The sequence below is a fragment of the Alteromonas sp. KS69 genome (assembly GCF_003989595.1).
GTDB lineage: Bacteria > Pseudomonadota > Gammaproteobacteria > Enterobacterales > Alteromonadaceae > Alteromonas > Alteromonas naphthalenivorans.
On record NZ_PYHU01000017.1, the window covers coordinates 105431 to 129791 of the forward strand.

Below are 24361 nucleotides of genomic sequence, written 5' to 3' on the forward strand. Positions count from 1 at the left end.
AATGCGGGCTGAGAGCTGTCCGCTTTTTGCGTTTTCTCGTACTGCAATGCCCCTGTATTTACATTATAGTGCTAATTGTTTTCAACAATACTTGCAAGGGCTTGTTAGAAACTGAGATAATCGCGGTCTCGAAATTTTAGCGAGGTTAAAGGAGTAGTGCTTATTGGACATTAAATAAGCACGAGTCAATGGGTAGGCTGGTAAGGCAACAGTGCATGCCCCTAACATGATAAAGTTGTGATATAAGCAAATATGGCTGAAAAACGTAATATCTTTTTGGTTGGCCCAATGGGTGCTGGCAAAAGCACCATCGGTAGACACCTGGCAGACGAACTTCACCTGGATTTTTATGACTCCGATCAGGAAATTGAGCGCCGTTCTGGTGCTGATATCGCCTGGATCTTCGACCTTGAAGGCGAAGATGGATTCCGTGCGCGTGAAGAAAACATCATCAATGATTTAACAGACAAGCAGGGTATCGTGCTTGCCACTGGTGGCGGTTCAATTGTAACCAAAGCAGTTCGTAATCGTTTGTCTGCACGAGGCATTGTTGTTTACTTGCAAACTACGATTGATAAGCAAGTTGCTCGAACACAGCGCGATAAGCGTCGCCCTTTGCTTCAAAACAACGATCCGGAGCAAGTACTTCGCGATCTTGCAGATTTGCGTAATCCTCTTTACGAAGAAGTTGCAGATTATGTAGTTGATACTGATGACCAATCTGCTCGCGCAGTGGCAAATCAGATCATTAGTAAAATCGGTTTATAAATAAAATAATTAGGAGGTGCTACGCCCATGTCAACCTTAACTGTGGAACTTGGCGAACGTAGCTATCCTATACATATTGAGGCCGGGTTGCTTAAGCAGCCTGGCCTTTTTGTGCCTTATATAAAAGGTCCGTTAGCGGTTATTGTTACCAACGAAACCGTTGCACCTTTGTACCTTGATACCGTGAAAGCGGCATGTGCTAGTAAGCAAATTGAAACCATTGTATTACCTGACGGTGAACAATATAAAAACCTTGAGCAATTCGAGGTAGTCATGACCCGCTTACTTGAGCTCAACGCGGCTCGAGATACCACCCTAATAGCATTAGGTGGCGGGGTTATTGGCGACTTGTGTGGTTTCGTAGCTGCAACATATCAACGTGGCGTACCCTTTATTCAAGTGCCCACTACCCTACTTTCACAAGTAGATTCTTCTGTGGGTGGTAAAACGGCGGTTAATCACCCTCTAGGCAAAAACATGATTGGCGCATTTTATCAGCCAATCTTGGTCGCTATTGATACGCAATCACTGTCTACGCTACCTCCTCGTGAATTCTCTGCTGGTATGGCGGAAGTCATAAAATACGGCATTATCTATGATGAAGCCTTTTTCTCTTGGCTTGAAGCGAATGAGCAAGCATTAAAACAGCTAGATGAATCAACCCTTAATGTTGCCATTAAACGCTGCTGTGAAATTAAAGCAGAAGTGGTCGCTAAAGATGAACGTGAAGGCGGCCTGAGAGCTATTTTAAACTTAGGTCACACCTTTGGTCACGCCATTGAAGCTGAACAAGGCTATGGTAACTGGTTACATGGCGAAGCTGTGTCAGCTGGTACTATAATTGCTTGTGTAGCTGCAGAGCAGTTAGGTTGGTTTACAGCGTCAGAAACTCGTCGCGTACGATCACTCTTTGAGGCATTTTCACTTCCAGTGGAAGGGCCTAGCACAATGAGTAAAGCAGATTATGTTAAGCATATGAAGCGCGACAAAAAAGTAGAAGCCGGTAATATTCGTTTTGTGCTTCCTAAGAATATGGGCAATGCTGTCGTCACTAAAGATGTGACTGACGATATGCTTACTGAAATTCTACGCTAGCCATTTACTGGCACACCTAACTAACACCAACATTCGTTTTCTTTGCTAGCCCTTTACACATGTATCGGGCTTTATGGGGTTATTGCGCATGCACAGTGAATTGCATGAACGTCTTGAGTATTTAGTTAATTATTCCTCTCAACTGGTTTTTGTCAGCGGCGACTCTATTGCAGAGCAACAGCAAACCCTTGAAGCCTTCGTCTACCAGCAGCATGACGATACTGAGATAGCGTATTTAACCGCTGAATCCAATATGGAAATTTCTGACTACCGTGGTCAGTTGTGCCGTCAGTTGTTAGGTCAAGTAGTCGGCAGTTTCGTACGCCCTCTTAACGAACTTTTATCCGCGCTAAATAACCATGAGGGTCCAGTCCTCATTGCTATCACGCAAGCCGAGCACATGCCCGACAAACTGCTTCAAGAATTATGGGATTTGGTGTTACAAAGCCGCTTTGCAGGTAACAAGCAGCATTTGAACGTATTACTATTTGCCACAACCAAGTGGGCTGAAAATGCTAAAAAATGGCTTCCAGCCAAAAATACCGATACGCCATTGCTTATTAGTAGCCAGTCCATTTCTTCAAACCTTCAAGGTTCAAAGCCCCAAGGCTCTGAATTAGATAGGATGATTTCCCAGCGCAGAGAAGCGTTTCAAGCTCATCTTGATAAACGAAACCTTCCTATGGAAACTGCCCCGTCTAATCCACTTACTTCTACGGGGTTTTATATTGCGATTGCCTTAGTATTCTTATTAACTTTTGGCGGGTTGGTTACCTGGCAGTATGGTGATTCAATATCGTCATTATTTTCACCTATTGAACAACAACCTAAGCCTTCTGAGGCTGAAATTGTGGTACCAGGCTCTGCTTTTAGCAAAGTCGCAGACAACCACGTTGAGCAGCCTAACGCGCCAACGTCAGATAATGAGAGCAATGTAGAACTGGTGACTGACTGGAAAGGGGCCGTTTCTTCGCTTAATGGCGATGTAACAAATAACACCTTGGCAGGCAGCACTGACACCGCTAATGGCTCTGTGACAGACCTCGCAGTTAAAAGTAGCCCTGTTGTGCCGGCATCGCCAGTAGTGGGTACAACAACGCAAAGCAGCAACCAAGAGCCTCGACAATCAGTAGTCGCCCGTGAAGTGGCTAATAGCGCACCTTCGAACACAACTGATAGCAGTGCATCTACGCCCGCAACAAATCAAGCCCCGCCGCAAGCCCCCTCGGTTCAACAAAGTAGCGCAACGGTGCAAGAGCAACCATTAAGCGATGATGGGACAACCCGTGAAGGTGTTACCGCCACTAGCGCAGAAATTTTACGCCCTGACATGGTTTTACCCAACGACTTTGTGATTCAAATGGTAGGCATTAAAGATAAAAGCGTGGTTCGCCAATTTATTGCTCAACATAACTTGTATGCCGTGACCCGACAGTATGTGACTACGCGGTATGGCGGTGATTGGCATGTAGTTGTTTTTCATCAACCATTTCGCTCATTAACAGAAGCTCGAGCAGCGCTGTCCGCGTTGCCCGATTACCCGACTAAGAACGAAGCGTTCATTAAACGTGGGCAGCAAATTCTAGACGAAATGGCACTGGTAGCTGGCGAATAATAGTACGTTGTGCCCATTGTACTGACTTCAAACAAAAGAAAAGCCGTCAGCTTTACGTTTCATGGTTGTTCCATCGTATGAGGAAAGATACAATCTATCTTTAGCGTGGTATTGCGAAGTAATTGCAACGCCACTCCCCAGAATTACGCCAAACTCGGCGAGTACCGGATTGACAACCGTCTATATTCCGTGCAGGTAGTAACGTTTACGCATGATGCAGAAGAAAAACCGGGCCTTTTTAAAATGGGCCGGTGGCAAGTACAGCCTAGTAGAGCATATTCAGGCAAGGTTACCTCAAGCAAACAAACTTATTGAACCGTTTGTAGGCGCGGGGTCAGTGTTTCTGAACACTCAGTATAAGCGGTATTTGCTGAACGACATCAACCCTGACCTTATAAACTTGTACAACTTCTTAAAAGTTCAGCCCGATGCCATCATCCACGACGCACGCAGTTTCTTTAACGGCGAACGTAACGATGAGAAAATGTACTATGCATTGCGAGAAGAATTTAATGCAACCGAAGACGAGTACTACCGAGCTATTTTGTTTCTATACCTCAATAGGCATGGGTACAATGGATTATGTCGCTATAGTTTAGCGGGCAGGTTCAACGTCCCTTTTGGGCGCTATAAAAAGCCTTACTTTCCTGAGCATGAAATGTTTGTGTTTGCAGAAAAAGCGCAAAAAGCCACGTTCACTTGTTTACCCTTTGAAAAAGTATTTACTCGTGCTCGCCGTGGAAATGTCATTTATTGTGACCCACCCTACGCGCCTATCAGTAAAACAGCTGCGTTTACGAGTTATGCGGCACGCAGTTTTGGGCAAGACGCGCAAGAAAAGTTAGCTGAACTCGCGATGCGATCAGCAAAAAAGCGGGGGATCCCCGTATTGGTGTCTAATCACGACTTGCCACTTACCCGCTCCTTGTATAAGGGCGCAGACTTCAGCATGTTGTCGGTAAAGCGCTCCATCAGTCAAAATGGTGCTACTAGAAAGCCTGTAGATGAAATTTTGGCGTATTTCCCGCCTAGCACAGTAGTAAAAAAGCCAAAACGAAATCAACGCAAAAGTATGGTAGCGAAAAAATAATTAGTAACCGGTGAGCCACTTCACAAACATCATTAAAGAGACCACCATCATGGCAACTAAAATTATGCCAATGATCAGAAAACTAACAAAAGTTCCTTTCGTGAAATCACGCTCGTAGTTTTTATGGCTTTGTACACCGAACACACCCGCGACAACACTCATAAGCACTGACCAGAAGCCGGTACCCGGTTGTTGACTCATTACTGATAAGTCTTTTGTTGGGGAATTGTCATGCTACTTGAAGTCTTACTTACTGTCATCATCATGAAGTAGCTCAAGCAAGTCGAGAAAATGGAACTGAAATGAAGGCGATTTTCCCGCTATCCAAGACAGCCAACTGACTTCAGTAACGCCGTCTCTGTCTCTGGCACACTGATTTTGCACATGGCTAGCAGGTAACTTAGGGTTAAAACGAGAAGAAGGTTGAAACTCGCACACCGAGGCTTCCGAGCCCGAACGTGGATAGACCGCTACACTAACTAGCGCAACAATGCCGCATACTGCATAAAATGGAAGTACTTTCATCCTGAACACTCCTTACGCTATTTTGCTTTGAACTTCATTATAAATAAAACCTTATTAGTCACAAGATAATATTCAATAATGATGAATATTAATACTAACTTCATCAGTAAAAAAAGCCTGACACATAAGTATCAGGCTTTTAGATTCAGACATTCGAAACAACTAATCTATTGTTTTCGAGGTCATTTTAAACTTACAGTTCGAAGTCCATGCTGTAAGCAACAGTGAACTTAACTGCATCGTTATCTAACGAATCTTCATCACCACTGTCATCTAAATCAGTACCGGTTACTGCGAAGCTAAATCCATCTTTCGCAATAGACACACCCCAATCTGCGTAACCGCCAACTACACCGTTGAAATCTTCCGCAAAATCACCTTGGTGGTAACCAACGTGGAAACCTAGTTCCGAACCATTTAGTACTTCTAAACCATAATCAAGAGAAACATAAGTCGCTTCACCAAAACCGTAATCACGGTTATCAGCTTCATCCGCTTCGGTATGAGCAAGAACAGAAAGGGTCAGACTTAAACCACCCATACCAACAGAGCCGTATACTTCAGCGAAGTCAAAGTTTGCTGCAGCATCATAGTTGTAATAAAGGTAACCGAAGTCGTAGGAGATATCGTTAGACTCACCAGAGAATCCAAAATACATATCGTGTTCGTACGAGTAATTATCATCTGAACCGTATTTCACGTTTGATGCCCAAGTACCTGCGTAAAAGCCACTTTCGTGTGCGTAGTCAATTCCGCCCTGAACGGCAGCTTCATTCATTGTTTGCGTTAGACCACGCCAAATGTAGTTACTTGTCGCGCCAGCGTTAGCTGTAACTTCTGCGTAACTAGGTAGCGCAGTAAATAGGCATGCAGACGATACTGCAGCAGCAAGCAATGTGCTTTTAGTAGATAATTTCATGTGTGTGTTCTCCGTGAAGTTCCAAAACTTGTTTTAATTAATTTTTCTGTCTTGATTTTTCTTATATTAGAGTTGGATTACGCAAGAGTGATGCCCACTTATTGCACATATACCAGCACTTGCAAAAAACGCATAAGCACTTGATTTATATTAATTTAAAATAAAAACACTTAAACAAAAAGAATTTAACGGCTAAGATGAGTGCACAGAAATGCACCAAAAAAATGCAACCTCACCAATAGCGTGCAATTAATTTAATCTTTTACCCCCCTAATATTTACTTATCTGTAACACGTCATCGAATGCAATCAGCGCTGTTTTCAACTGCTAACTTTCGGTAAACTTCACCTTTTAGCACGTGCATTGCCTCGTAAATAGGGAAAACCGATGAAACCATTTTTGATTGCACCCTCAATTCTGTCTGCCGATTTTGCCCGGCTAGGAGAAGAGGTAGAGAACGTACTGAGCGCAGGTGCCGATGTGGTTCATTTTGATGTAATGGATAATCACTATGTGCCCAACCTCACATTTGGCCCTATGATCTGCGAGGCTTTAAGAAAATATGGCATTACTGCACCTATTGATGTGCATCTGATGGTGAAACCGGTTGATGACTTAATCGAAAAATTTGCCGATGCCGGTGCCACTTATATTAGTTTTCACCCTGAAGCATCAGAGCATATCGACCGCTCACTACAGCTTATTATTGATGCAGGGTGTAAACCTGGCTTAGTCTTTAACCCTGCCACGCCTTTGCATTATCTGGATCATGTCATGGACAAGTTACACCATATCCTTATTATGTCGGTCAATCCGGGCTTTGGTGGGCAAAAGTTTATTCCTAGCACTTTAGATAAAGTGCGCGCCGTTAAGCAACGAGTGTTACAAAGCGGTCACGATATAAGAATAGAAATTGACGGCGGCGTAAAAGTCGATAACATTCGCGCCATTGCGGAAGCTGGCGCTGATATGTTTGTAGCCGGTTCAGCTATTTTTTCCGAGCCAGATTATCGCGCAGTTATTGATGACATGCGCAGTGAATTATCTCGTCTTTCTAAGGCGTAACTAAACAACGTTAACGTACAGGTACACATTATGAGTAACAAGCCTATTGTATTAAGTGGCTGTCAGCCTTCTGGACAACTTACCCTTGGTAACTACATGGGTGCGCTTAAACAGTGGGTTTCCATGCAAGACGATCATGATTGCCTATATATGTTGGTAGATTTGCACGCCATTACGGTTAGGCAAGATCCTAAGCAATTGTTTGAGGCCTCGCTTGATGGACTAGCTCTATACCTTGCCTGCGGTATTGATCCAGAGAAAAGCACATTATTTTTGCAGTCTCACGTGCCTCAGCACGCCCAGCTTTCATGGGTGCTAAATTGTTACACCCAAATGGGTGAACTAAATCGCATGACACAATTTAAAGATAAGTCGGCAAAAAACGAGAATAATATTAATGTTGGCTTATACGGTTATCCGGTATTAATGGCCGCAGATATTTTAATGTACCAAGCAGACAAAGTACCTGTTGGTGATGACCAAAAACAACACCTTGAGCTTACCCGTGATATCGCAAATCGTGTGAATAACTTGTACGGCGAAATATTGCGCGTACCTGAGCCTCATATCCCTGAGTTCGGCGCTCGTATCATGAGCCTACAAGAGCCTGAAAAGAAGATGTCGAAGTCTGACGTTAACCCAAATAACTTTATTGGTTTGCTTGAAGATCCTAAAAAGATTACTAAGAAAATTAAACGCGCGGTAACCGATTCAGACGAGCAAGCTGACATTTACTTCAATCCACAGGAAAAGCCAGGGGTATCGAACCTACTTACTTTACTGTCGCTGTCGACAGGTAAGACGATAGATGAGCTGGTTCCCGCTTACGAAGATAAAATGTATGGTCACTTGAAGGGTGACGTAGCAGAAGCGGTAGTGGGACTACTAGAGCCAATTCAGCAACGCTATGCCGATATTCGTACGAATCGTGACTACTTAAACGATGTTATGCGAAATGGCGCTGAAAAAGCATCAGCCCGCGCAGAAGAAACCCTTAAAAAGGTGTATGAAGCCGTTGGTTTTATTCCAAAGCCTTAATTAGTGTTGCATTGAACAGGTTAGATTGCCGTGTTGCTGTTAATTGATAATTTCGATTCATTTACTCACAATCTAGCCCGTTACCTTACTGAATTAGGTGCTTGCGTTAAAGTGGTGAGAAATAACGCCCTAAGCATTGCCGATATAGAAGCCTTATCGCCAAGTCATTTAGTGATTTCACCCGGGCCCTGTACACCTAATGAGTCAGGAATTAGCGTAGAGGCGATTAAGCACTTCGCTGGGAAAATTCCTTTACTTGGTGTGTGCTTAGGCCATCAAGCCATCGGCCAGGTTTTTGGTGCTTCTGTTATCGGTGCAAAAGAAATTAAGCACGGCAAAACCTCTGCGCTCTTTCATAAAAACCGAGGCCTGTTTAATGGGTTTGAACAAGGTTACGCGGTAACTCGCTATCACTCATTGGTGCTTGATGAAAACCACTTCCCTAACGTTTTAAATATAGATGCGTGGTGCGTGACTGATGATGGGGAAAAAGAGATTATGGGAATCTCTCATAACGCACTCCCTATCTGGGGTGTACAATTTCACCCTGAATCCTTACTAACCGAGTATGGTCACGATATTTTAAATGCTTTTCTAAATGCTTAGGCCGTCAGTCTTATTTATTCTGCCAAGGGTTCAGAATAAACTTAAGCTATATGGCTTCCTGCCGATAAAAAAGTTCTGCAGTTATTCGCATTTGGCGTTGTTTTTGTTTACTTTTTATAGGTTAATCAACAAAGCGCCTTTGTAAGTAGTATATTTAGGAAGTAGGGCGACCCAATGCACGGCATCTATGAACAGACGCACGAACAGTTACTTAGCAGGAGCTACTTTGAGATGACGACCCCAGCATCGACCCCGCCGCCTATCGATGAGCGCTTTGAGAGCCTATTAATTTCTCCAGAGCTTGCGATGAAAATGCTGGGAAAGCGTGGTCCTGGTGAAATCAGCTTTGAACAATCTGAACAAGGTGACGCCCGCAGACAATTACTTCACGTAGAAAAAGTCGCTATTGAGAATAAGCGCCTAAAAGCGCAGTCTGATGCCTCATATACCGAAACAGTTAACCATTACTTACATGAAGTGTTATTAGGTGAGCTTACCGAGCAGTTATCGTTTACCTCAGACGTATTCAACAACACATTGAATTTAAGTGACGACACTGGTGCATTACTCGATGCGCTCTCGGTACGCGCCGCATCGGTATCAAAACTAGAACCTATTGCAGCTAACTTACCTTGGCTTTATGACGAGTTGATGCAAGTCGTGAACTCTCCGGCTTTTAGAAGACGAGACTCCAAAGGTAGGGTAATCGTGGTGGAAACTTTCAGAACGGCACTTAGCTTCTTAGGCATTGAGAATTTACGCCTGCTTATTCCTTCTCTTATTGTAAAACGTGCCATGCCTCAGGTAACCGACCCGTACCCTTGCATTAAACTTAAACTCACTCAGTTTGCGCACGGCACGGCGGTATCCGCTAGGCACCTCGCGCCGCACTATAAGCTTAACCCGGTTCAGGCTTATAGTTTTGGTATGCTCAGTCAATTAGGTCGCTGTGCCATCATCCGCTTGTACTTCAAGTTGTTTGATAAGGTGCAGCTTCACCTATTGACCGAAAGCCAAAAAGACAAAGAGCGCATGCGTCATGAAGCTTTATTAAAGCTGGCACCATCGGCGAATTACCTAATTGCATTACAAGATGAATATGCTGATGCATTATCCGCCGACCTTATTGAAAACATGATGTTGAAACGCTTATTTATTGGTGATGCGATGCGTCAATGTGTCAACAGAGAGCCCTGTGAAGTAGGCTCCATGTCTAAGCTTCTACATCAAGCTCGCACCTATTCGAAGGTAAGAATGCTGCATCAATCACGTATGGTTGAAGTGGCAGAGGTAAAACCAATGATTAAAGAACAAGAATATCCATCAGGTGCATTGGAAAAACTAAGATCTGTTGATATTTTCACCCTTCCTTTATCAAGGGAGGAAGAAAACAGCTAATTTTTTGTGGATATTCATGCAAATTAGCCAAATATCTCCTTTTACCCTCATTTGACCCACGCCAGATCAACGCGCTCTGGCTGTGAGATTACACACCTAATTCACCTTTTAATTACACTATTCCTAAACAATATGGCTTAGTAGTAAATAGTTATTCACTTTTCCTGCAAATTAAGCCAGAGTCCTTGTATATAAAGGGCTGCAGCCATTCACAAACAAGACAACTCCTTAAAAAAATGGCATACTCTCCGGTAATTTCGTTTATTTTTCCGCCTGCTCGAGGTCTATTGTACCGACACGGGCGCTTAAAACAGAGGTAACAAAAATGACAGTAACTCGCGCAACGTTTGATGAAGTGATGGTGCCTAACTACAATCCTGCGGGCATGGTACCCGTACGCGGAGAAGGTTCGCGTGTATGGGATCAAGATGGTGCTGAGTACATCGACTTCGCTGGCGGTATTGCCGTGAACGTACTAGGTCATTGTCACCCTGAACTCGTTAAGGCGCTTAACGAACAAGGCAGTAAGTTGTGGCACTTGAGTAACGTATTCACCAATGAGCCAGCCCTTCGCTTAGCCTCTAAACTGGTCAATGCCACGTTTGCAGAGAAAGTGTACTTTGCTAACTCAGGCGCAGAAGCCAATGAAGCCGCATTAAAATTAGCACGTCGTTTCGCATTAGATAACTACGGTGAAGATAAAAACCAAATTATTGCCTTCAACAAAGGGTTCCACGGCCGTACTTTCTTTACCGTAACCGTTGGCGGACAGGCCGCATATTCAGATGGTTTTGGTCCTAAGCCTGGTGCTGTTGAGCATTGCGACTATAACGATTTAGCCGCTTTCGAAGCATTAATCTCAGACAACACATGTGCCGTTATGATGGAACCCCTTCAAGGCGAAGGCGGAATCATCTCTCCTGATATTGAATTTATCAAAGGCGTGCGTGAGTTGTGTGATAAGCACAATGCCTTGCTCATTTTTGATGAAGTGCAATCGGGTGTTGGCCGTACTGGTCACCTGTATGCCTATATGGGCTTAGATGTGACACCTGACATTTTAACTACCGCAAAATCGTTAGGCGGTGGCTTCCCTATTGGCGCTATGCTAACCACTACTGACATTGCCGCGCATTTAAAAGCAGGTACGCATGGAAGTACCTACGGCGGTAATCCACTAGCCTGCGCTGTAGCTGAAAAAGCCTTTGATATTGTTAACCAGCCTGAAGTACTTGAAGGCGTGCTACACAAAGAAGCCTTGTATCGTGAGCTTTTAACAGCCATCAACGACAAGTACGAGGTATTTTCTGAAGTACGTGGGCAAGGTATGTTGCTTGGCTGCGCGTTAAACGAAAAATACCAAGGCCGCGCTCGCGACTTTATGATGGCCGCAACAAAAGAACACCTTATGTGTTTAATTGCTGGCGCTAACGTTATTCGTTTTGCTCCTTCTTTGGTTATTCCTGATGAAGATATTAAAGAAGGTCTAGCCCGCTTTGAACGTGCCGTTGCCGCTGTTGTGAACGCCGAATAAACGCCAATTTAGCGAGTAGCGAACATGAATATAATTCGCCCTATTACACAAGCTGATTACCAGGCTTTGTACGACATTGCAGTAGAATCAGGTATTGGGTTTACCTCGTTGCCGGTTAACGATGATCTGCTGCATAGAAAAGTCGACCGTGCGCAAGAAGCTTTCACCAAAGCTAACGTGACCCAACCCGGTGATGAGTCGTACCTGTTTGTTATGGAAGATACGACCACCGGCGAAGTAGTGGGCACTTCAGGTATTGAAGCCGCCGTAGGCATTGATGATGCGTTTTACCACTATCACTTGAGTAAAGTGGTACATGCCTCTCGAGAGTTAAACATTCACAATACGGTTGAAATTCTGACCTTTTGTAATGACTACACTGGGGTTACTGAGATTTGTACGCTGTTTTTAAGAGAACAAGCCCGAGGCGGAATAAACGGGCGTTTTCTCTCGAAAGTACGCTTCTTATTTATGATGGAGCACCGTGAACGCTTCTCTGAAACGATTATTGCCGAAATGCGTGGTGTAAGTGATGAAGAAGGCCGTTCGCCTTTTTGGGAATGGCTTGAAACCCACTTTTTCTCAATGGACTTTCCTACTGCCGACTACTTAACCGGTATTGGTAATAAGGTGTTTATTGCAGAACTGATGCCTAAATACCCTATTTACGTCAATCTATTAAGTAAAGAAGCACAAGCGGTTATTGGTCAGGTTCATGACAAAACCCGCCCTGCCCTGCAGCTACTTGAAGGTGAGGGATTTAGCTGTCGCGGTTACGTCGATATTTTTGATGCAGGTCCTACGGTAGAGGCCAATCTCAGTCATATCCGAACAGCACAGTCTAGCTTAAAAATGCCAATTGTTATTGATGACGCGGCGGCGGCACAAGGCCAAACCCACTACATCATTAACACCTCTGTTGCAGACTTTCGCGCGGTAGCCACCGAAATAGGGGTTAACGAAGAGCAAAATATTGCCGTGCTTTCGCGTCAGGCTGCAGCCGCTCTGAATGTGCAGGAGGGCGACCATGTTCGTCTTGCACCTGTAAAATTCAGAGACTAATTGAAGGACACTTTTTTATGTTACATACACACTTTATCGACGGTCAATGGGTGACCGGTGAAGGGCACAACCTAGCCTCAATCGACCCCGCTAAAAACCAAGTTATTTGGGAAGGTAAGTCAGCCTCTCCTAGTCAAATTGACTTAGCAGTGAAAGCCGCTCGTGCCGCTGCCCCTGCATGGGGAATGATGACGGTTGAAGAACGTTTAAGCATTATTAAGGTATACGGCGAAAAGCTAGGCGAAGCGAAAGCGCACCTAGCTAAAGTGATGGCAAAAGAAACCGGCAAACCTGAGTGGGAAACGGCCACAGAAGTGGGCGCCATGATGGGTAAAATTGCTATTTCTGAAAAAGCATATTTCGAACGTACCGGCAATGTGGAAAACCCTATGCCTGTAGGTAAAGCCTTCATTCGCCATAAAGCCCATGGTGTTGTAGCCGTATTCGGCCCGTATAATTTCCCTGGTCACTTACCCAATGGTCACATTGTACCTGCGCTTATTGCAGGTAATACCGTGGTATTTAAACCAAGCGACTTGACCCCTATGGTTGCCGAAGAAATGGTTAAACTATGGGAACAAGCAGGCTTACCAGCTGGCGTACTAAATTTAGTACAAGGTGAAGTTGAAACCGGTAAAGCGCTAGCGTCACACAATGGTATTGATGGGTTATTCTTTACCGGAAGTTCACGTACGGGCAAAATTTTACACGAACAGTTTGCGGGTCATCCAGGTAAAATTTTGGCCCTTGAAATGGGCGGAAATAATCCGTTAATAGTGAAAGACGTAGCCGATATTGATGGTGCGGTTCACGATATCGTGCAGTCGGCCTTTATTACGTCGGGACAACGCTGCACCTGTGCACGCCGTTTGTTTTTGCCTGCCAATGCACAAGGTGATGCCACATTAGCCCGTCTTCTTGAAGTCACTAAAAACATCAAAATTGATGACTATGACGCAGAAGATCAGCCTTTCATGGGCGCAATGATTTCAGCCAATGCTGCAGCATCTATGGTTAAAGCGCAGCAAGAACTTGAAGCTCTAGGCGGCAAGGTGTTGTTGCGATTAGAACAGCCTGATCCCCAAAAGGGTTTCGCCACCCCAGGTATTATTGATGTCACTGACATGCTATCTAAATTGCCTGATGAAGAGCACTTCGGCCCATTGCTTAAGGTTATTCGCTACACCGACTTTGATAGTGCAATTGAAGAGGCGAACAATACCAGCTTTGGCTTATCAGCAGGATTGCTAGCTGATAACGAAGAAGACTACCGTTACTTTTTTGCACGTATTCGTGCAGGCATTGTTAACTGGAATCGCCCTATTACGGGTGCAAGCAGTGCAGCACCGTTTGGTGGCATTGGTGAAAGTGGAAACCATCGCGCCAGTGCATTTTATGCCGCCGATTATTGCGCATTCCCTGTCGCCTCGGTAGAGCTTGAAAAAGTGACCTTGCCGGGCAAGTTAAGCCCTGGCCTAACACTTTAAATAAACCAATACAGACAAAGCCGCTATCAATAGCGGCTTTATTTATAGGACACACCCCATGCATAACAATATCGATACGCTCTTTGCCAATATGTGGGACGATTATGTTGCAATTACCCCTTCAGCTCACAAAATTCATGCCCTGCTTGCGGATGAAGAAAGCACAAATAACATTGTTAACGACCATGTTGCTTTTAGAACCTTTGCATTAGATAAAACTGCGCTTGAAAAATTGGCCGCTCACTTTCTTGCCCTCGGATATACCGAAATGGGTAATTATAATTTCGAAGCGAAGAAGCTAACCGCCAAGCATTTCGAACACCCTGATGACACAAAACCAAAAGTCTTCATCAGCGAGTTGAGAGTGAACGAACTGTCCGACAATACGCAGGCCATAATTCAAAAGCTTGTAGCGCAAATGGATGCCAATGTCGTGACTGCTGATAACTTCCTTTATTCAGGCCGTCACTGGGATATCAGCAAAGCCGATTACGATGCTCTGCTCAATGAATCAGAATATGCAGCGTGGTTAGCGGCATGGGGATTTCGCGCTAATCACTTCACAGTTAGCGTGAATCATTTAGGGCAAACTGATGAGCTTTCAGATGTAAACGCGCGCCTTAAAGAAGCCGGTTTTGTGCTAAACACCTCTGGCGGCGAAATAAAAGGCGGGCCTGAGGTCTTCTTAGCGCAGTCGTCTACTATGGCCGATCGGGCTCCTGTGAATTTTTCTGATGAGACCGCTGCCATTCCAAGTTGTTTCTACGAATTTGCTCAGCGCTATAACATGCCTAATGGCAAACGCTACCAAGGCTTTGTGGCAGCTTCCGCAGATAAGATATTTGAAAGCACTAACGCCAGTTAACGTTTTGATGCGTTGAATCGGCGCAGTCTGAACAAAAAAGAATTTAAATGCGATGAATAAAGGGGCGAAAGCCCTTTTATTTTCTGCTAGGGAACGTATCTGACACGTTTGTGTGCCTTGCAAGGAACTGATCATAAGGCATAGGTTTATCGAAATAAAAACCCTGCATGAGGTTCACGTCAGCATTTTCCATAAAGGGTAAGTAAGACTCCTGCTCTACCCCTTCCACCACAATTTCAATCTGCAACCTATTGAGCATGGCCACCAAACCACAGAAAAGCGCATTCGCTTTACTGTTGTTATGGATATCCTTAACCAAGCTCCTGTCCACTTTAACGACTTCAAAATGAAAGTTTCGAAGGTAACTTAAGGAAGAAAAGCCACTGCCAAAATCGTCAAGTGAAAGGCGGAAGCCAACTTCACGCAGACTATTTAGCGCGGCAAGCGCGGCTTTTTCATCACGGATAAAAATAGACTCGGTGAGTTCAAGTTCAATCATGTTGGTTCGCACCGAACTATCATTACAAATTTTCGTGGCTTGGGCGGGGAAATCGGTGTCTAGCATTTGGTTAACACTGATATTAATTGAAAGCGGAATGCTCTCCCCTTGCTGCGCTTCCATCATAGCAATGTAGTCACATGCAGCTTCCAGCGCTTGCACGCCAATCTGGCGGTCAAGGTCGTGCGCTTCAGCGATGGGGATAAATACCAGAGGAGGTACAACACCGTGCAAACCAGATATCCACCTGCAAAGCACTTCTCCGCCTTTCAAATTGCCCTGTAAGTCATACTTGCCTTGAATATAATAATCGAGCAAGTTATTTTCGATAGCTTTACGCAAGTCGTTAACCATACTGACCTGTTGCGACATTCTCTCATAAAGCCCATCCTCATAGACATTCACTTGGCCTTTACCAAGTTTTTTGGCGTGATACATTGCCGCATCTGCGCATTGTACAACGCCTTCAATACTGTCATTGTGTTCGGGAAATTTGGCAATACCGATACTTGCGGACAGTTTCAATTCGACCTTTTTAGTTACCACAACATCTTCTTCGATGAGCCGAATGAGCGCTTCGGATTTCTCCACCGCCCATTCAATATTTTGTCTTGAAAGTACCGCAATAAACTCATCGCCTCCCCACCGCGCCACATCACCAAACGGACCAAATGAAGCGGTTAGCAATGCGGCAACACGCTGAAGCTCAACATCGCCTTTCTCATGACCCGCGGTATCATTAATCGCCTTGAAACCATCAAGGTCGATGAACACGACTAAAAAGTCGCCGTGGCTGTCGAAAAGTTGTTGGAAAATATCACGCAGGGCGCTGCGATTATTTAACCCAGTTAATTCATCGTACAGGGCAAGTTGCTTTAACCGAGCTTCATTGCGTTTGCGTTCACTAATATCCCGCATAGTGGCAATAAGCGATGATGAGGCTTCTAGGTAATTGTCAAACACCGATACGGATATATCAACCGCGGTATTCTCCCCCACTCTGGGTACAATAACAGACTCAAACCTAAGCTGTTTTTTATGCTCCAAGCTATTGGTATTTACCTTTTCACCCTTCAACAAATCATTAAGATTAAGATTGATACAGGCCATTTTATCTGGCGCACCCACCAGCTTCACAAACGCCTCATTGCATTCGTTTATGCTTAAGCTAGGAGATAATACCAACATGGGTTCGCGAGAATTCGCAAAGGCTGATGCCATGAGTTGAAAGGATTGCTCTGCTTCCCTTTGCTGCGTTATATCTCTCGTGGTTCCCACTATTTGTAAGGCTTCACCACTACTACCACGCTTAAGTACACGCCCTCTTAGGCGCACCCACTGCAACTGGCCTTGTATGCTCATACGAAAGGAAAGTTCTATGCGTTCGCGCCCACCATGAAGCGCCATCGACCATTGAAACTGTAAGTTTTCCAAGTCACCTTCATGCACTAACGCCATTAAGTCGATTGGGGTTCCGGACCAGGTAGACTCACTTTCTGAATTAAGTGAAAACGCACGAATATCAATGATGTCGTGGCTCGCCTGCCAATCCCAAAACGACTCTTGCGATGCCCATAATGCGAGTTCTAACTTTTTCTGGGATTGCTGACTGAAAAGGAGTGAATTGTATAGCTCGTCAGCTTTTAGCAACAGCAAGGATTCTGCATTTTCTCTTGCTGTTTTTTCACGCTGAAGCCGCCTTTCTAAGCTTTTTAATTTTTCTTCTAGAGGATCTAGATCGGCGCCCACCGGCTACACAACCTGAATACTAAATTCGTAAGTATGAGGGAATGACATTTGATGAGTTTCGCGTTCTAGCGTGCAATCGAAGTACGCAGCTGCTGCATCCATCAACCCTTCAGCAAGGGGATACAATTCTCGTTCCGAGAAGTAGCGCAAGCGCATACTATTATCGGTTCTAGATATAACGGTAAACCTAGGCAAATCAGCATCTGGATAGAGTTTGCGCACTTGAACATGAATGTCACCATCAAGGTGTTCTAGCAACTGTAAAATGTCTTTCGTGTCTGCAAGTACATTGCCATGTACTGCCGCTAGCTTACCAAAAAGATAAACCCCAAAATCGTACAGCAGTTCATTAACCGACTTACCGGTTTTCGCGGTAAGGATAGTTAATATTTTCTGCATTTCTTCAAAAGGGTAATAGCCGACCGCAGTATAGGCTCCATCATTTGTTAACTCAGCTTCAACAATCACTTCGTCAGCAAATTCAGGCGATACCTTTTCTTCTAGCATGTCTATGAGCGAAGTAAATACAATCCCTAACATACGGTCTCCTTATACAGTTAATAATAGTGTAGTTCAGTCACACCCAACGACAACCATTGTTTAGGAAATATCATTCTCTTGGGCGTCTGAACTATCGTCACTTGAAGCGCTTTGATTTTGCACCACTTCAACACTATCCACCCGCTGTAAACCTCGAGGTAACTTGTTTCCTCTTCGTCCTCGCTCTCCATAATAGTGTTCTAAATCTGAAGCAGACAAGGTCATATTACGTTTACCCGCGGTCACTTTTAATGAAGCGCCATCAGGCACTACCGCCAATACAGTCACAAACTCTTCGCGGGATTGCGCTTTGGCACCAGGAATATTAATCAGCTTATTCCCTTTTCCTTTACCTAGGCTTGGCAAGTCTTTAAGTGGGAACAGCAACATACGCCCCTCGTTCGAGATGGTTAAACACCAATCTGACTCAGGGTTAGTGACAGGTTTAGGCTTCATTACCTTGGCGGCCTTTGGCAAAGAAAGATATGCTTTCCCCGCCTTATTTTTGCTCACCATATCTTTGAATGTGCCTACGAAGCCGTAGCCAGCATCGGAGCCAACCAAAAACTTAGCCTCGTCGGATGCCATAATAACGTGTTCAAACGACTCACCACCTACCAAGGCAAAACGCCCTGTCAGCGGTTCCCCCTGACTCCGCGCCGATGGCAATCCATGGGCATCACAGGAGAAAGTACGTCCCGAGGTATCCATGAATACCGCAGGTTGATTACTTTTCCCTTCTGCACTTGATAGATAGCCATCACCCGCTTTGTAGCTTAATCCCTCTGCATCAATGTCATGACCTTTGGCGCAACGTGCCCACCCTTTTTCTGATAACACCACGGTAACTGATTCAGCTGGCACGAGTTCTTTTTCAGACAATGCTTTCGCTTCGCCACGCTCAACAATGGGTGAACGTCTATCATCACCATACTTTTCAGCATCGGCGAGAATTTCTTTCTTGATCAGGGTTTTTAAGCGGCGATCTGAGCCTAGCAAGGTTTGCAGTTTGTCACGCTCTGCAGCCAACTCGTCTTGCTCGCCCTTAATTTTCATTTCTTCAAGCTTGGCTAAATGACGAAGCTTTAATTCTAGTATTGCTTCTGCCTGCTTATCGCTAAGCGAGAACCGCGAGATTAACTCTTGCTTGGGTTTTTCGTAGGTACGGATAATCTCGATAACTTCATCGATATTCAAAAAGGCAATGAGCAAGCCTTCTAAAATATGTAAACGAGCCAGCACTTTGTCTAATCGGTACTGAAGACGACGGGTAACGGTCTCTTTTCGGTAAACCAACCATTCAGATAGGATAGTTCGAAGATCTTTAACCTTAGGACGACCATCCAAACCAATCATGTTTAGGTTTACGCGATAGTTCTTTTCTAAATCGGTAGTCGCAAACAAATGCTGCATTAACTGGGCAGTATCGATACGGTTTGAACGCGGCGTAATAATTAATCGGGTAGGGTTTTCGTGATCTGACTCGTCGCGTAAATCGCTAACCATTGGCAGCTTTTTAGCCTGCATCTGCCCTGCGATTTGCTCTAAAATTTTACCACCTGATGCCTGGTGAGGCAGCGCAGTAACAACAATATCGCCATTTTCTTCGTGGAACACCGCACGCATTTTAATTGAGCCGCGGCCGGTTTCGTAAAGTTTACGAATATCAGCTTTAGGCGTAATAACTTCAGCTTCGGTAGGATAATCTGGCCCATTAACGTGCTCTAGCACATCGCTAAGCTCTGCTTTGCTGTTGTCGAGCAACATGGCACAGGCATAAGCCAATTCACGCACATTATGTGGTGGAATATCTGTTGCCATACCCACAGCAATACCGGTAACGCCATTAAGCAAGATATGCGGCAAACGAGCGGGTAGCACACAAGGCTCTTCTAATGTGCCATCGAAATTGGGGGTCCAATCGACGGTGCCTTGACCTAATTCATCCAATAAAACTTCTGAAAAACGAGAAAGTTTAGCCTCGGTATATCGCATGGCAGCGAAAGATTTAGGGTCGTCTGGCGCTCCCCAGTTTCCTTGCCCATCTACCAAGGGGTAGCGATAAGAAAAGGGCTGCGCCATCAATACCATGGCTTCATAACACGCGGAATCTCCATGAGGATGAAACTTACCTAATACATCCCCTACCGTTCTAGCTGATTTTTTGTACTTAGCATTAGCGCTCAGTCCCAAGTCAGACATGGCGTATATAATGCGTCGTTGTACGGGCTTTAGGCCGTCAGCAATATGAGGTAGGGCACGGTCCATGATGACGTACATGGAATAGTTTAAGTAAGCGTCTTCGGTAAAGCGCCTTAAAGGCAGTTGTTCTACACCGTCGCGGTTAATAATAATCTCGTCGCTCATGATAATTTTTTCGTTTTGTTATTTTCACAATACAGCGTTAATGCCAAGCATTTAGTTTATTTAAACAGGTAGCAGCGTTAACGAACGGCGTGTTTATGTGGAAGTGTTTACCCACAAAATAGGACTTTTTATTAAGCCTTCAATGTTTCTATTGTGGGGCAAACTAGGGGCTAGTGCAATAATCACTATTAGGTTAACTCAGTATAGCGATAGACGTAAATGCCTCAATCTTTTGTACAATTGTCCGCCAGAGTGGTTTAATAAGAATAGAAGAAGATTAAGAAGCTATTCAGGATGTATTTGTTTCGAATTTTTACACTGCTGTGCGCATTACTTTGGCTTATCGCCCCTCAATCAACACACGCTCAGCATATTGAGCAACTTTTCGATGAAGATGCTTCTTTAGACCTCTCCGACTCCCTGTACTATTTATACGAAACCAATCTGCCACTCACAATAAACGATGTGAGTAGACGGCGCAGCGACTTTCGAATGCATCCCTATAGTAATCCCAATTTTGGATTCAGAGATAAAGGAATGTGGTTATTAACGTCATTTTCCAACGTGTCAAACCAAGAGAACTGGGTATTTTCTATCAATTTTAGCCAACTCGACAAAGTCGATTTCTATTTGGTTAAAAATGGAGAAGTATTGCAGCAAAGCCATCAGGGGAAATCTCAAAAAGAGCAAATTTTTCGCATTCCTACATTACGGGTAAAGCTTGCCAACGCTGAACGGGTAGATTTATTCATACGTGTTGAAAGCCAATCATCAAGTCTTATTACGCCACTACGAGTGCAACCTGAGCCAGTTCATAGCAGTTCGTTCCAAATGGACAGCCTAATGTGGGGTTTGTTTTACGGGGGGTTGCTGATACTGGCGGTCTATAACCTTGTGCTGTATTTCGGGGTTCGCGAGCGCAGTCTTATTGCCTACGTGGGCTATATATGCGCCGTTATTCTTTGGCAATTTATTTGGGGCGGCCATATCCACCTGCTGTTTTCAGGGGGAATACCCTATTGGCTTGTTGGCCACACTGAACTGATATTTGTGATCATAGGTATCTCATCCGGGTTATTTACCGTGAGCTTTCTTGAGACCAAAAAGAACGCCAAGGCTGCACATCCTGTCATTGTTTTGTTATTGGCAGTACAAATAGTTATTGGGGTAGTTTGTTTTCTAGGTGTGCTTCCCTCAATCTGGAAGAATAATCTGGTGTACGGTGTGGGTCTAATCGCAATTTGTAGTTATATATTTGCCGGTATAGAAGCCTTCATTAACCGCTTCCAACCTGCCCGATACTTTATATTTGCTTGGGGAATGCTGGCATCAGGTGCCATTATTGGCATGCTAAGTTTAATTGGCGTACTCCCCTCAAACGACTTCACCACTTACTGTTTCCAAGTGGGTGTGTTCTTAGAGTCTGGACTGTTTTCATTCGCGCTAATGGAAAAAAGTAGAAGCCAACTTGAGCATGAGGTTGAGCAAGCCACCGATGATTTACGCAATAATATGGAACTCATTGAAGAGCAAAATGCGCGCTTAGATATTGCCCGTAAAGACGCAATTAAAGCCAGTAATGTGAAATCTCAATTTCTTGCCAATATGAGCCATGAGATACGTACGCCTCTTAACGGTATTTTAGGGTTTAGCCGAGAGCTTACCCATGCTTCTTTGCCGTCTGATCAACAAGAGCAAGTGCGAATTATCAATACTGCCGCTGATAACTTGCTGACTATAGTGAACGATGTTTTAGACTTCTCTAAGATTGAAGCCGGTAAGCTGCAAATCAACAACCAACCATTTTCACCCAATACTTTATTGGAAGAAATGGTGACAATTATGGCGAAGTCCTCCCACTCTAAAAAGTTAGAATTTGTTTTCGACCTAGCGCCCTTGCCAGAAAAGTTAATAGGTGATGTGTTCAGAATAAAGCAAATTTTGAACAATCTGCTTGGCAACGCCTTAAAATTTACCCCTTCCGGTACGATTACCCTGGCAGTTAAAGGCCGCCCGCTGTTGCACGGAATCCATGAAATTGAAATCACCGTTGAAGATACGGGTATCGGTATAAACCGGCAGGACAGAAAGAAACTCTTTAATGCTTTTTCTCAAGTAGATGACTCGATAAACCGAAACTACCAAGGGACAGGATTAGGCTTGGTTATTAGTCGAGAGCTAGTTCGACTCATGCGAGGCGACTTAACCCTCAAAAGTACGCCAAGACAAGGTTCCACCTTTGTGGTTACCCTTAGAACCAATCACTTAAGCCAGAAATATGCGTTGAGTGCTGATACCGAGTGGCATGGAAAAAATGTGGTTATCTTCGACCCCATTCCGGCTACACGCCGTGCCAGCGCCTCTATGTTGAAGCAACTGGGTGCTAACGTAACCACGGTTGAATCCGTTGATTACCTTTCCAGACTATCGCTACAATCATCTTCCACTGATTTCTTTATGGCAACAGTGCCGGTATCAAAAATGGACAAGCGGGATGAATTCTTAAGCCGCTTTGTACAGTTTAATGCCACCAAGCGCGTGCTTTGGTATTCAGGCCCAGAGCCTTTTACTCAATACCCAAGTTTGTCTCAGCACTTTCATACTCAAATACGCATGCCGATGACGCTAAGTAAGCTCGATGGCTTAGTGAATAATAAGAAAGCGGTGCCAAGAAATCCGCTTCAAGATAAGTTGAATTCCCTTCCACCGGCAAGAATTCTAGCCGTGGATGATATGGATATGAACCTCAAGTTACTGCATACCTGGCTTGATAACTCACCTATATCATTAGTGACCACAACCAGTGGCGAAGACGCGGTTAATCAGTGCCAAACCCAAGAGTTCGACTTGATATTAATGGATGTTCAAATGCCTATTATGGATGGGCTTCAAGCGTCTCGAGCGATAAGAAAAACGACGCTGAACATGGGCACACCTATTATTGCGGTAACCGCCCATGCCTTTAAAGAAGAGCAAGAAAGATTACTCGCTTCGGGCATGGATGACTATTTGCCCAAACCCATTGAGATAGGTTCTCTAGTAGACCTTATTCGTTCGTGGTGCCATGCAGCTGAGCCTGGGCACATATTACTTCCTTCTTTAGACTGGCAGCTTGCGCTAAAACGCGCACACCAGAACCATGAAGCAGCAAAAGAATTACTTGAAGACTTTATTACTATGGCGCCAGAGATGCTAATGAGCTTGAAGGCGCTGTGGAATAAAAAAGATTACGCAGAGCTTAAACTCGAAATTCATAAGTTACATGGGGCATGCTGTTATATAGGCGCCCCGCGATTGCAAAGCTTGGCAGATGAGCTCGAAAGCGCCCTTAAACTAGGGCAACATTTTCTAGTTGCTGAGAATCTGCCGTTGTTACTTGATGAAATTGAGCGAGTCTGCTCTGAAGGGCAGACGCGCACAGGCTAGCTTAACCTAGGTTATTGGACGTTATTGGTTCTGCGGGCGGCTTGGCATTGAGAAATGAGCGCAGCAAATTCTTCTGGGGTTCTATCTATGTCAGAGGTAGCAATAAACACGTCATAGCCTAGGCGCTTGCGAAGCTCTGCCATACGGTTTGCCAACATGGCTTTTACCCCAGTCAGAACCGTGCCATCGTTCAACGTGAAATGATTGTCATCGAACATAGACTCTTCGTAGCAACTTCCCGTTGCACACCCTTCATTTGTGTTATGCAGCAACAATGGTCGCTGTTCCATAAGCAAATGGGTGGCTAAACGTGGCGATATACTGGAGAGAAACTCGGTATAGTCTTTTAATTTGAAGCCTACGGTTTCAAGCCCTACATGATCTAAACCTTGTCGTACTCTAGGGCAGTCTGCCCGTTGTAGGTTTTCCCAATGTATTCGCCAACTGCCCAACCGGTGGCGATAGGTAATTACCTCTGTGGTCATTTCTAGGCTGAATTCAGGCTCTCGAATTTTAAAGTAGCCCACCAGCAAGGTAACTAATGCGGCACTGGTGATCAGAATACCCGCAAGGAAAAGCCAATCAGGGAGCAATACAAACCAAAGCGCTGCAAACACTAGCCCTGCACAACCAATAACAATACTGGTTATGCCATTACTCTTTGACGCGGCTCGAATAAGAATAGGTTCAGGACTATTGCCAGACATACAGGT

The 24361-nt window shown here is 44.6% G+C and carries 20 protein-coding genes; 13 read left to right on the forward strand and 7 right to left on the reverse strand.

Annotation, left to right across the window (positions count from 1 at the left end; translation table 11 throughout):
- The first annotated feature begins 252 nt into the window (after positions 1 to 252).
- The 4 genes from aroK (at position 253) to C7Y69_RS12615 (ending at position 4568) form a co-directional block, all read left to right on the forward strand.
- Positions 253 to 768, forward strand: a complete 516-nt coding sequence (aroK, locus tag C7Y69_RS12600; protein ID WP_013785664.1) for a shikimate kinase AroK — start codon at positions 253 to 255, stop codon at positions 766 to 768.
- Between the two features lie 27 nt (positions 769 to 795).
- Positions 796 to 1863: a 3-dehydroquinate synthase gene (gene aroB / locus C7Y69_RS12605; protein WP_013785665.1), complete on the forward strand. Its 1068-nt coding sequence runs from the start codon at positions 796 to 798 to the stop codon at positions 1861 to 1863.
- Positions 1864 to 1951: 88 nt separating this feature from the next.
- Complete coding sequence (locus C7Y69_RS12610; RefSeq protein ID WP_126872945.1) at positions 1952 to 3478, forward strand: SPOR domain-containing protein; 1527 nt, start codon at positions 1952 to 1954, stop codon at positions 3476 to 3478.
- A 211-nt stretch (positions 3479 to 3689) separates the two neighbouring features.
- Positions 3690 to 4568 (forward strand): Dam family site-specific DNA-(adenine-N6)-methyltransferase, encoded by an 879-nt coding sequence (locus C7Y69_RS12615; protein ID WP_126872946.1) that lies wholly within the window; start codon positions 3690 to 3692, stop codon positions 4566 to 4568.
- Here the strand turns inward: C7Y69_RS12615 and C7Y69_RS12620 are convergent, their stop codons facing one another.
- From C7Y69_RS12620 to C7Y69_RS12630, 3 genes are all read right to left on the reverse strand, one after another.
- Positions 4569 to 4769, reverse strand: a complete 201-nt coding sequence (locus C7Y69_RS12620; protein WP_013785669.1) for a DUF2970 domain-containing protein — start codon at positions 4767 to 4769, stop codon at positions 4569 to 4571.
- 45 nt (positions 4770 to 4814) lie between these two features.
- Entirely contained in the window at positions 4815 to 5093 is a 279-nt protein-coding gene (locus C7Y69_RS12625) for a hypothetical protein (RefSeq protein ID WP_126872947.1), read from the reverse strand.
- A gap of 193 nt (positions 5094 to 5286) precedes the next feature.
- Positions 5287 to 6012, reverse strand: a complete 726-nt coding sequence (locus C7Y69_RS12630) for a TorF family putative porin (RefSeq protein ID WP_126872948.1) — start codon at positions 6010 to 6012, stop codon at positions 5287 to 5289.
- A gap of 387 nt (positions 6013 to 6399) precedes the next feature.
- On the opposite strand from C7Y69_RS12630, the gene rpe reads away from it, so the two are divergent.
- From rpe to C7Y69_RS12670, 8 genes are all read left to right on the forward strand, one after another.
- Positions 6400 to 7077 carry a ribulose-phosphate 3-epimerase gene (gene rpe / locus C7Y69_RS12635; RefSeq protein WP_126872949.1) on the forward strand — a complete coding sequence of 226 codons (678 nt, stop codon included), beginning with the start codon at positions 6400 to 6402 and terminating at the stop codon, positions 7075 to 7077.
- 30 nt (positions 7078 to 7107) lie between these two features.
- Complete coding sequence (trpS, locus tag C7Y69_RS12640; RefSeq protein ID WP_126872950.1) at positions 7108 to 8115, forward strand: tryptophan--tRNA ligase; 1008 nt, start codon at positions 7108 to 7110, stop codon at positions 8113 to 8115.
- A 30-nt stretch (positions 8116 to 8145) separates the two neighbouring features.
- A complete protein-coding gene (locus C7Y69_RS12645; RefSeq protein ID WP_013785675.1) occupies positions 8146 to 8721 on the forward strand; it encodes an anthranilate synthase component II in 576 nt (191 codons plus the stop codon).
- Between the two features lie 231 nt (positions 8722 to 8952).
- Positions 8953 to 10119 (forward strand): HDOD domain-containing protein, encoded by a 1167-nt coding sequence (locus C7Y69_RS12650; protein WP_126872951.1) that lies wholly within the window; start codon positions 8953 to 8955, stop codon positions 10117 to 10119.
- 325 nt (positions 10120 to 10444) lie between these two features.
- Positions 10445 to 11653 carry an aspartate aminotransferase family protein gene (locus tag C7Y69_RS12655; RefSeq protein ID WP_126872952.1) on the forward strand — a complete coding sequence of 403 codons (1209 nt, stop codon included), beginning with the start codon at positions 10445 to 10447 and terminating at the stop codon, positions 11651 to 11653.
- Positions 11654 to 11677: 24 nt separating this feature from the next.
- Positions 11678 to 12715, forward strand: coding sequence for an arginine N-succinyltransferase (gene astA, locus C7Y69_RS12660; RefSeq protein ID WP_126872953.1), 1038 nt, complete (start codon positions 11678 to 11680; stop codon positions 12713 to 12715).
- A gap of 17 nt (positions 12716 to 12732) precedes the next feature.
- Positions 12733 to 14202, forward strand: a complete 1470-nt coding sequence (gene astD, locus C7Y69_RS12665) for a succinylglutamate-semialdehyde dehydrogenase (protein ID WP_126872954.1) — start codon at positions 12733 to 12735, stop codon at positions 14200 to 14202.
- A 58-nt stretch (positions 14203 to 14260) separates the two neighbouring features.
- Positions 14261 to 15067, forward strand: a complete 807-nt coding sequence (locus tag C7Y69_RS12670) for a DUF1338 domain-containing protein (protein WP_126872955.1) — start codon at positions 14261 to 14263, stop codon at positions 15065 to 15067.
- A gap of 76 nt (positions 15068 to 15143) precedes the next feature.
- Here C7Y69_RS12670 and C7Y69_RS12675 read toward each other — a convergent pair whose 3' ends face one another.
- Genes C7Y69_RS12675 through parC form a run of 3 tightly spaced genes read right to left on the reverse strand, consistent with a single transcriptional unit; the run spans position 15144 to position 20222 of the window.
- On the reverse strand, positions 15144 to 17315 hold the full coding sequence (locus C7Y69_RS12675; RefSeq protein WP_126872956.1) for a putative bifunctional diguanylate cyclase/phosphodiesterase: 2172 nt from the start codon (positions 17313 to 17315) through the stop codon (positions 15144 to 15146).
- Between the two features lie 3 nt (positions 17316 to 17318).
- On the reverse strand, positions 17319 to 17855 hold the full coding sequence (locus C7Y69_RS12680) for a heme NO-binding domain-containing protein (RefSeq protein ID WP_126872957.1): 537 nt from the start codon (positions 17853 to 17855) through the stop codon (positions 17319 to 17321).
- A gap of 60 nt (positions 17856 to 17915) precedes the next feature.
- On the reverse strand, positions 17916 to 20222 hold the full coding sequence (gene parC / locus C7Y69_RS12685; RefSeq protein ID WP_126872958.1) for a DNA topoisomerase IV subunit A: 2307 nt from the start codon (positions 20220 to 20222) through the stop codon (positions 17916 to 17918).
- 294 nt (positions 20223 to 20516) lie between these two features.
- Here parC and C7Y69_RS12690 point away from each other — a divergent pair, with 294 nt between their 5' ends.
- A complete protein-coding gene (locus C7Y69_RS12690; RefSeq protein ID WP_126872959.1) occupies positions 20517 to 23648 on the forward strand; it encodes a hybrid sensor histidine kinase/response regulator in 3132 nt (1043 codons plus the stop codon).
- Between the two features lie 11 nt (positions 23649 to 23659).
- Here the strand turns inward: C7Y69_RS12690 and C7Y69_RS12695 are convergent, their stop codons facing one another.
- The gene (locus C7Y69_RS12695) at positions 23660 to 24355 is read right to left on the reverse strand and encodes a DUF2982 domain-containing protein (protein WP_126872960.1); all 696 of its coding nucleotides are present in this window, start codon (positions 24353 to 24355) and stop codon (positions 23660 to 23662) included.
- Positions 24356 to 24361: the final 6 nt, after the last annotated feature.

Coding starts and splice junctions, on each gene's coding strand:
- aroK (WP_013785664.1), top strand. CDS start 253: ATGGCTGAAAAACGTAATATCTTTTTGGTTGGCCCAATGGGTGCTGGC.
- aroB (WP_013785665.1), top strand. CDS start 796: ATGTCAACCTTAACTGTGGAACTTGGCGAACGTAGCTATCCTATACAT.
- C7Y69_RS12610 (WP_126872945.1), top strand. CDS start 1,952: ATGCACAGTGAATTGCATGAACGTCTTGAGTATTTAGTTAATTATTCC.
- C7Y69_RS12615 (WP_126872946.1), top strand. CDS start 3,690: ATGATGCAGAAGAAAAACCGGGCCTTTTTAAAATGGGCCGGTGGCAAG.
- C7Y69_RS12620 (WP_013785669.1), bottom strand. CDS start 4,769: ATGAGTCAACAACCGGGTACCGGCTTCTGGTCAGTGCTTATGAGTGTT.
- C7Y69_RS12625 (WP_126872947.1), bottom strand. CDS start 5,093: ATGAAAGTACTTCCATTTTATGCAGTATGCGGCATTGTTGCGCTAGTT.
- C7Y69_RS12630 (WP_126872948.1), bottom strand. CDS start 6,012: ATGAAATTATCTACTAAAAGCACATTGCTTGCTGCTGCAGTATCGTCT.
- rpe (WP_126872949.1), top strand. CDS start 6,400: ATGAAACCATTTTTGATTGCACCCTCAATTCTGTCTGCCGATTTTGCC.
- trpS (WP_126872950.1), top strand. CDS start 7,108: ATGAGTAACAAGCCTATTGTATTAAGTGGCTGTCAGCCTTCTGGACAA.
- C7Y69_RS12650 (WP_126872951.1), top strand. CDS start 8,953: ATGACGACCCCAGCATCGACCCCGCCGCCTATCGATGAGCGCTTTGAG.
- C7Y69_RS12655 (WP_126872952.1), top strand. CDS start 10,445: ATGACAGTAACTCGCGCAACGTTTGATGAAGTGATGGTGCCTAACTAC.
- astA (WP_126872953.1), top strand. CDS start 11,678: ATGAATATAATTCGCCCTATTACACAAGCTGATTACCAGGCTTTGTAC.
- astD (WP_126872954.1), top strand. CDS start 12,733: ATGTTACATACACACTTTATCGACGGTCAATGGGTGACCGGTGAAGGG.
- C7Y69_RS12670 (WP_126872955.1), top strand. CDS start 14,261: ATGCATAACAATATCGATACGCTCTTTGCCAATATGTGGGACGATTAT.
- C7Y69_RS12680 (WP_126872957.1), bottom strand. CDS start 17,855: ATGTTAGGGATTGTATTTACTTCGCTCATAGACATGCTAGAAGAAAAG.
- parC (WP_126872958.1), bottom strand. CDS start 20,222: ATGAGCGACGAGATTATTATTAACCGCGACGGTGTAGAACAACTGCCT.
- C7Y69_RS12690 (WP_126872959.1), top strand. CDS start 20,517: ATGTATTTGTTTCGAATTTTTACACTGCTGTGCGCATTACTTTGGCTT.
- C7Y69_RS12695 (WP_126872960.1), bottom strand. CDS start 24,355: ATGTCTGGCAATAGTCCTGAACCTATTCTTATTCGAGCCGCGTCAAAG.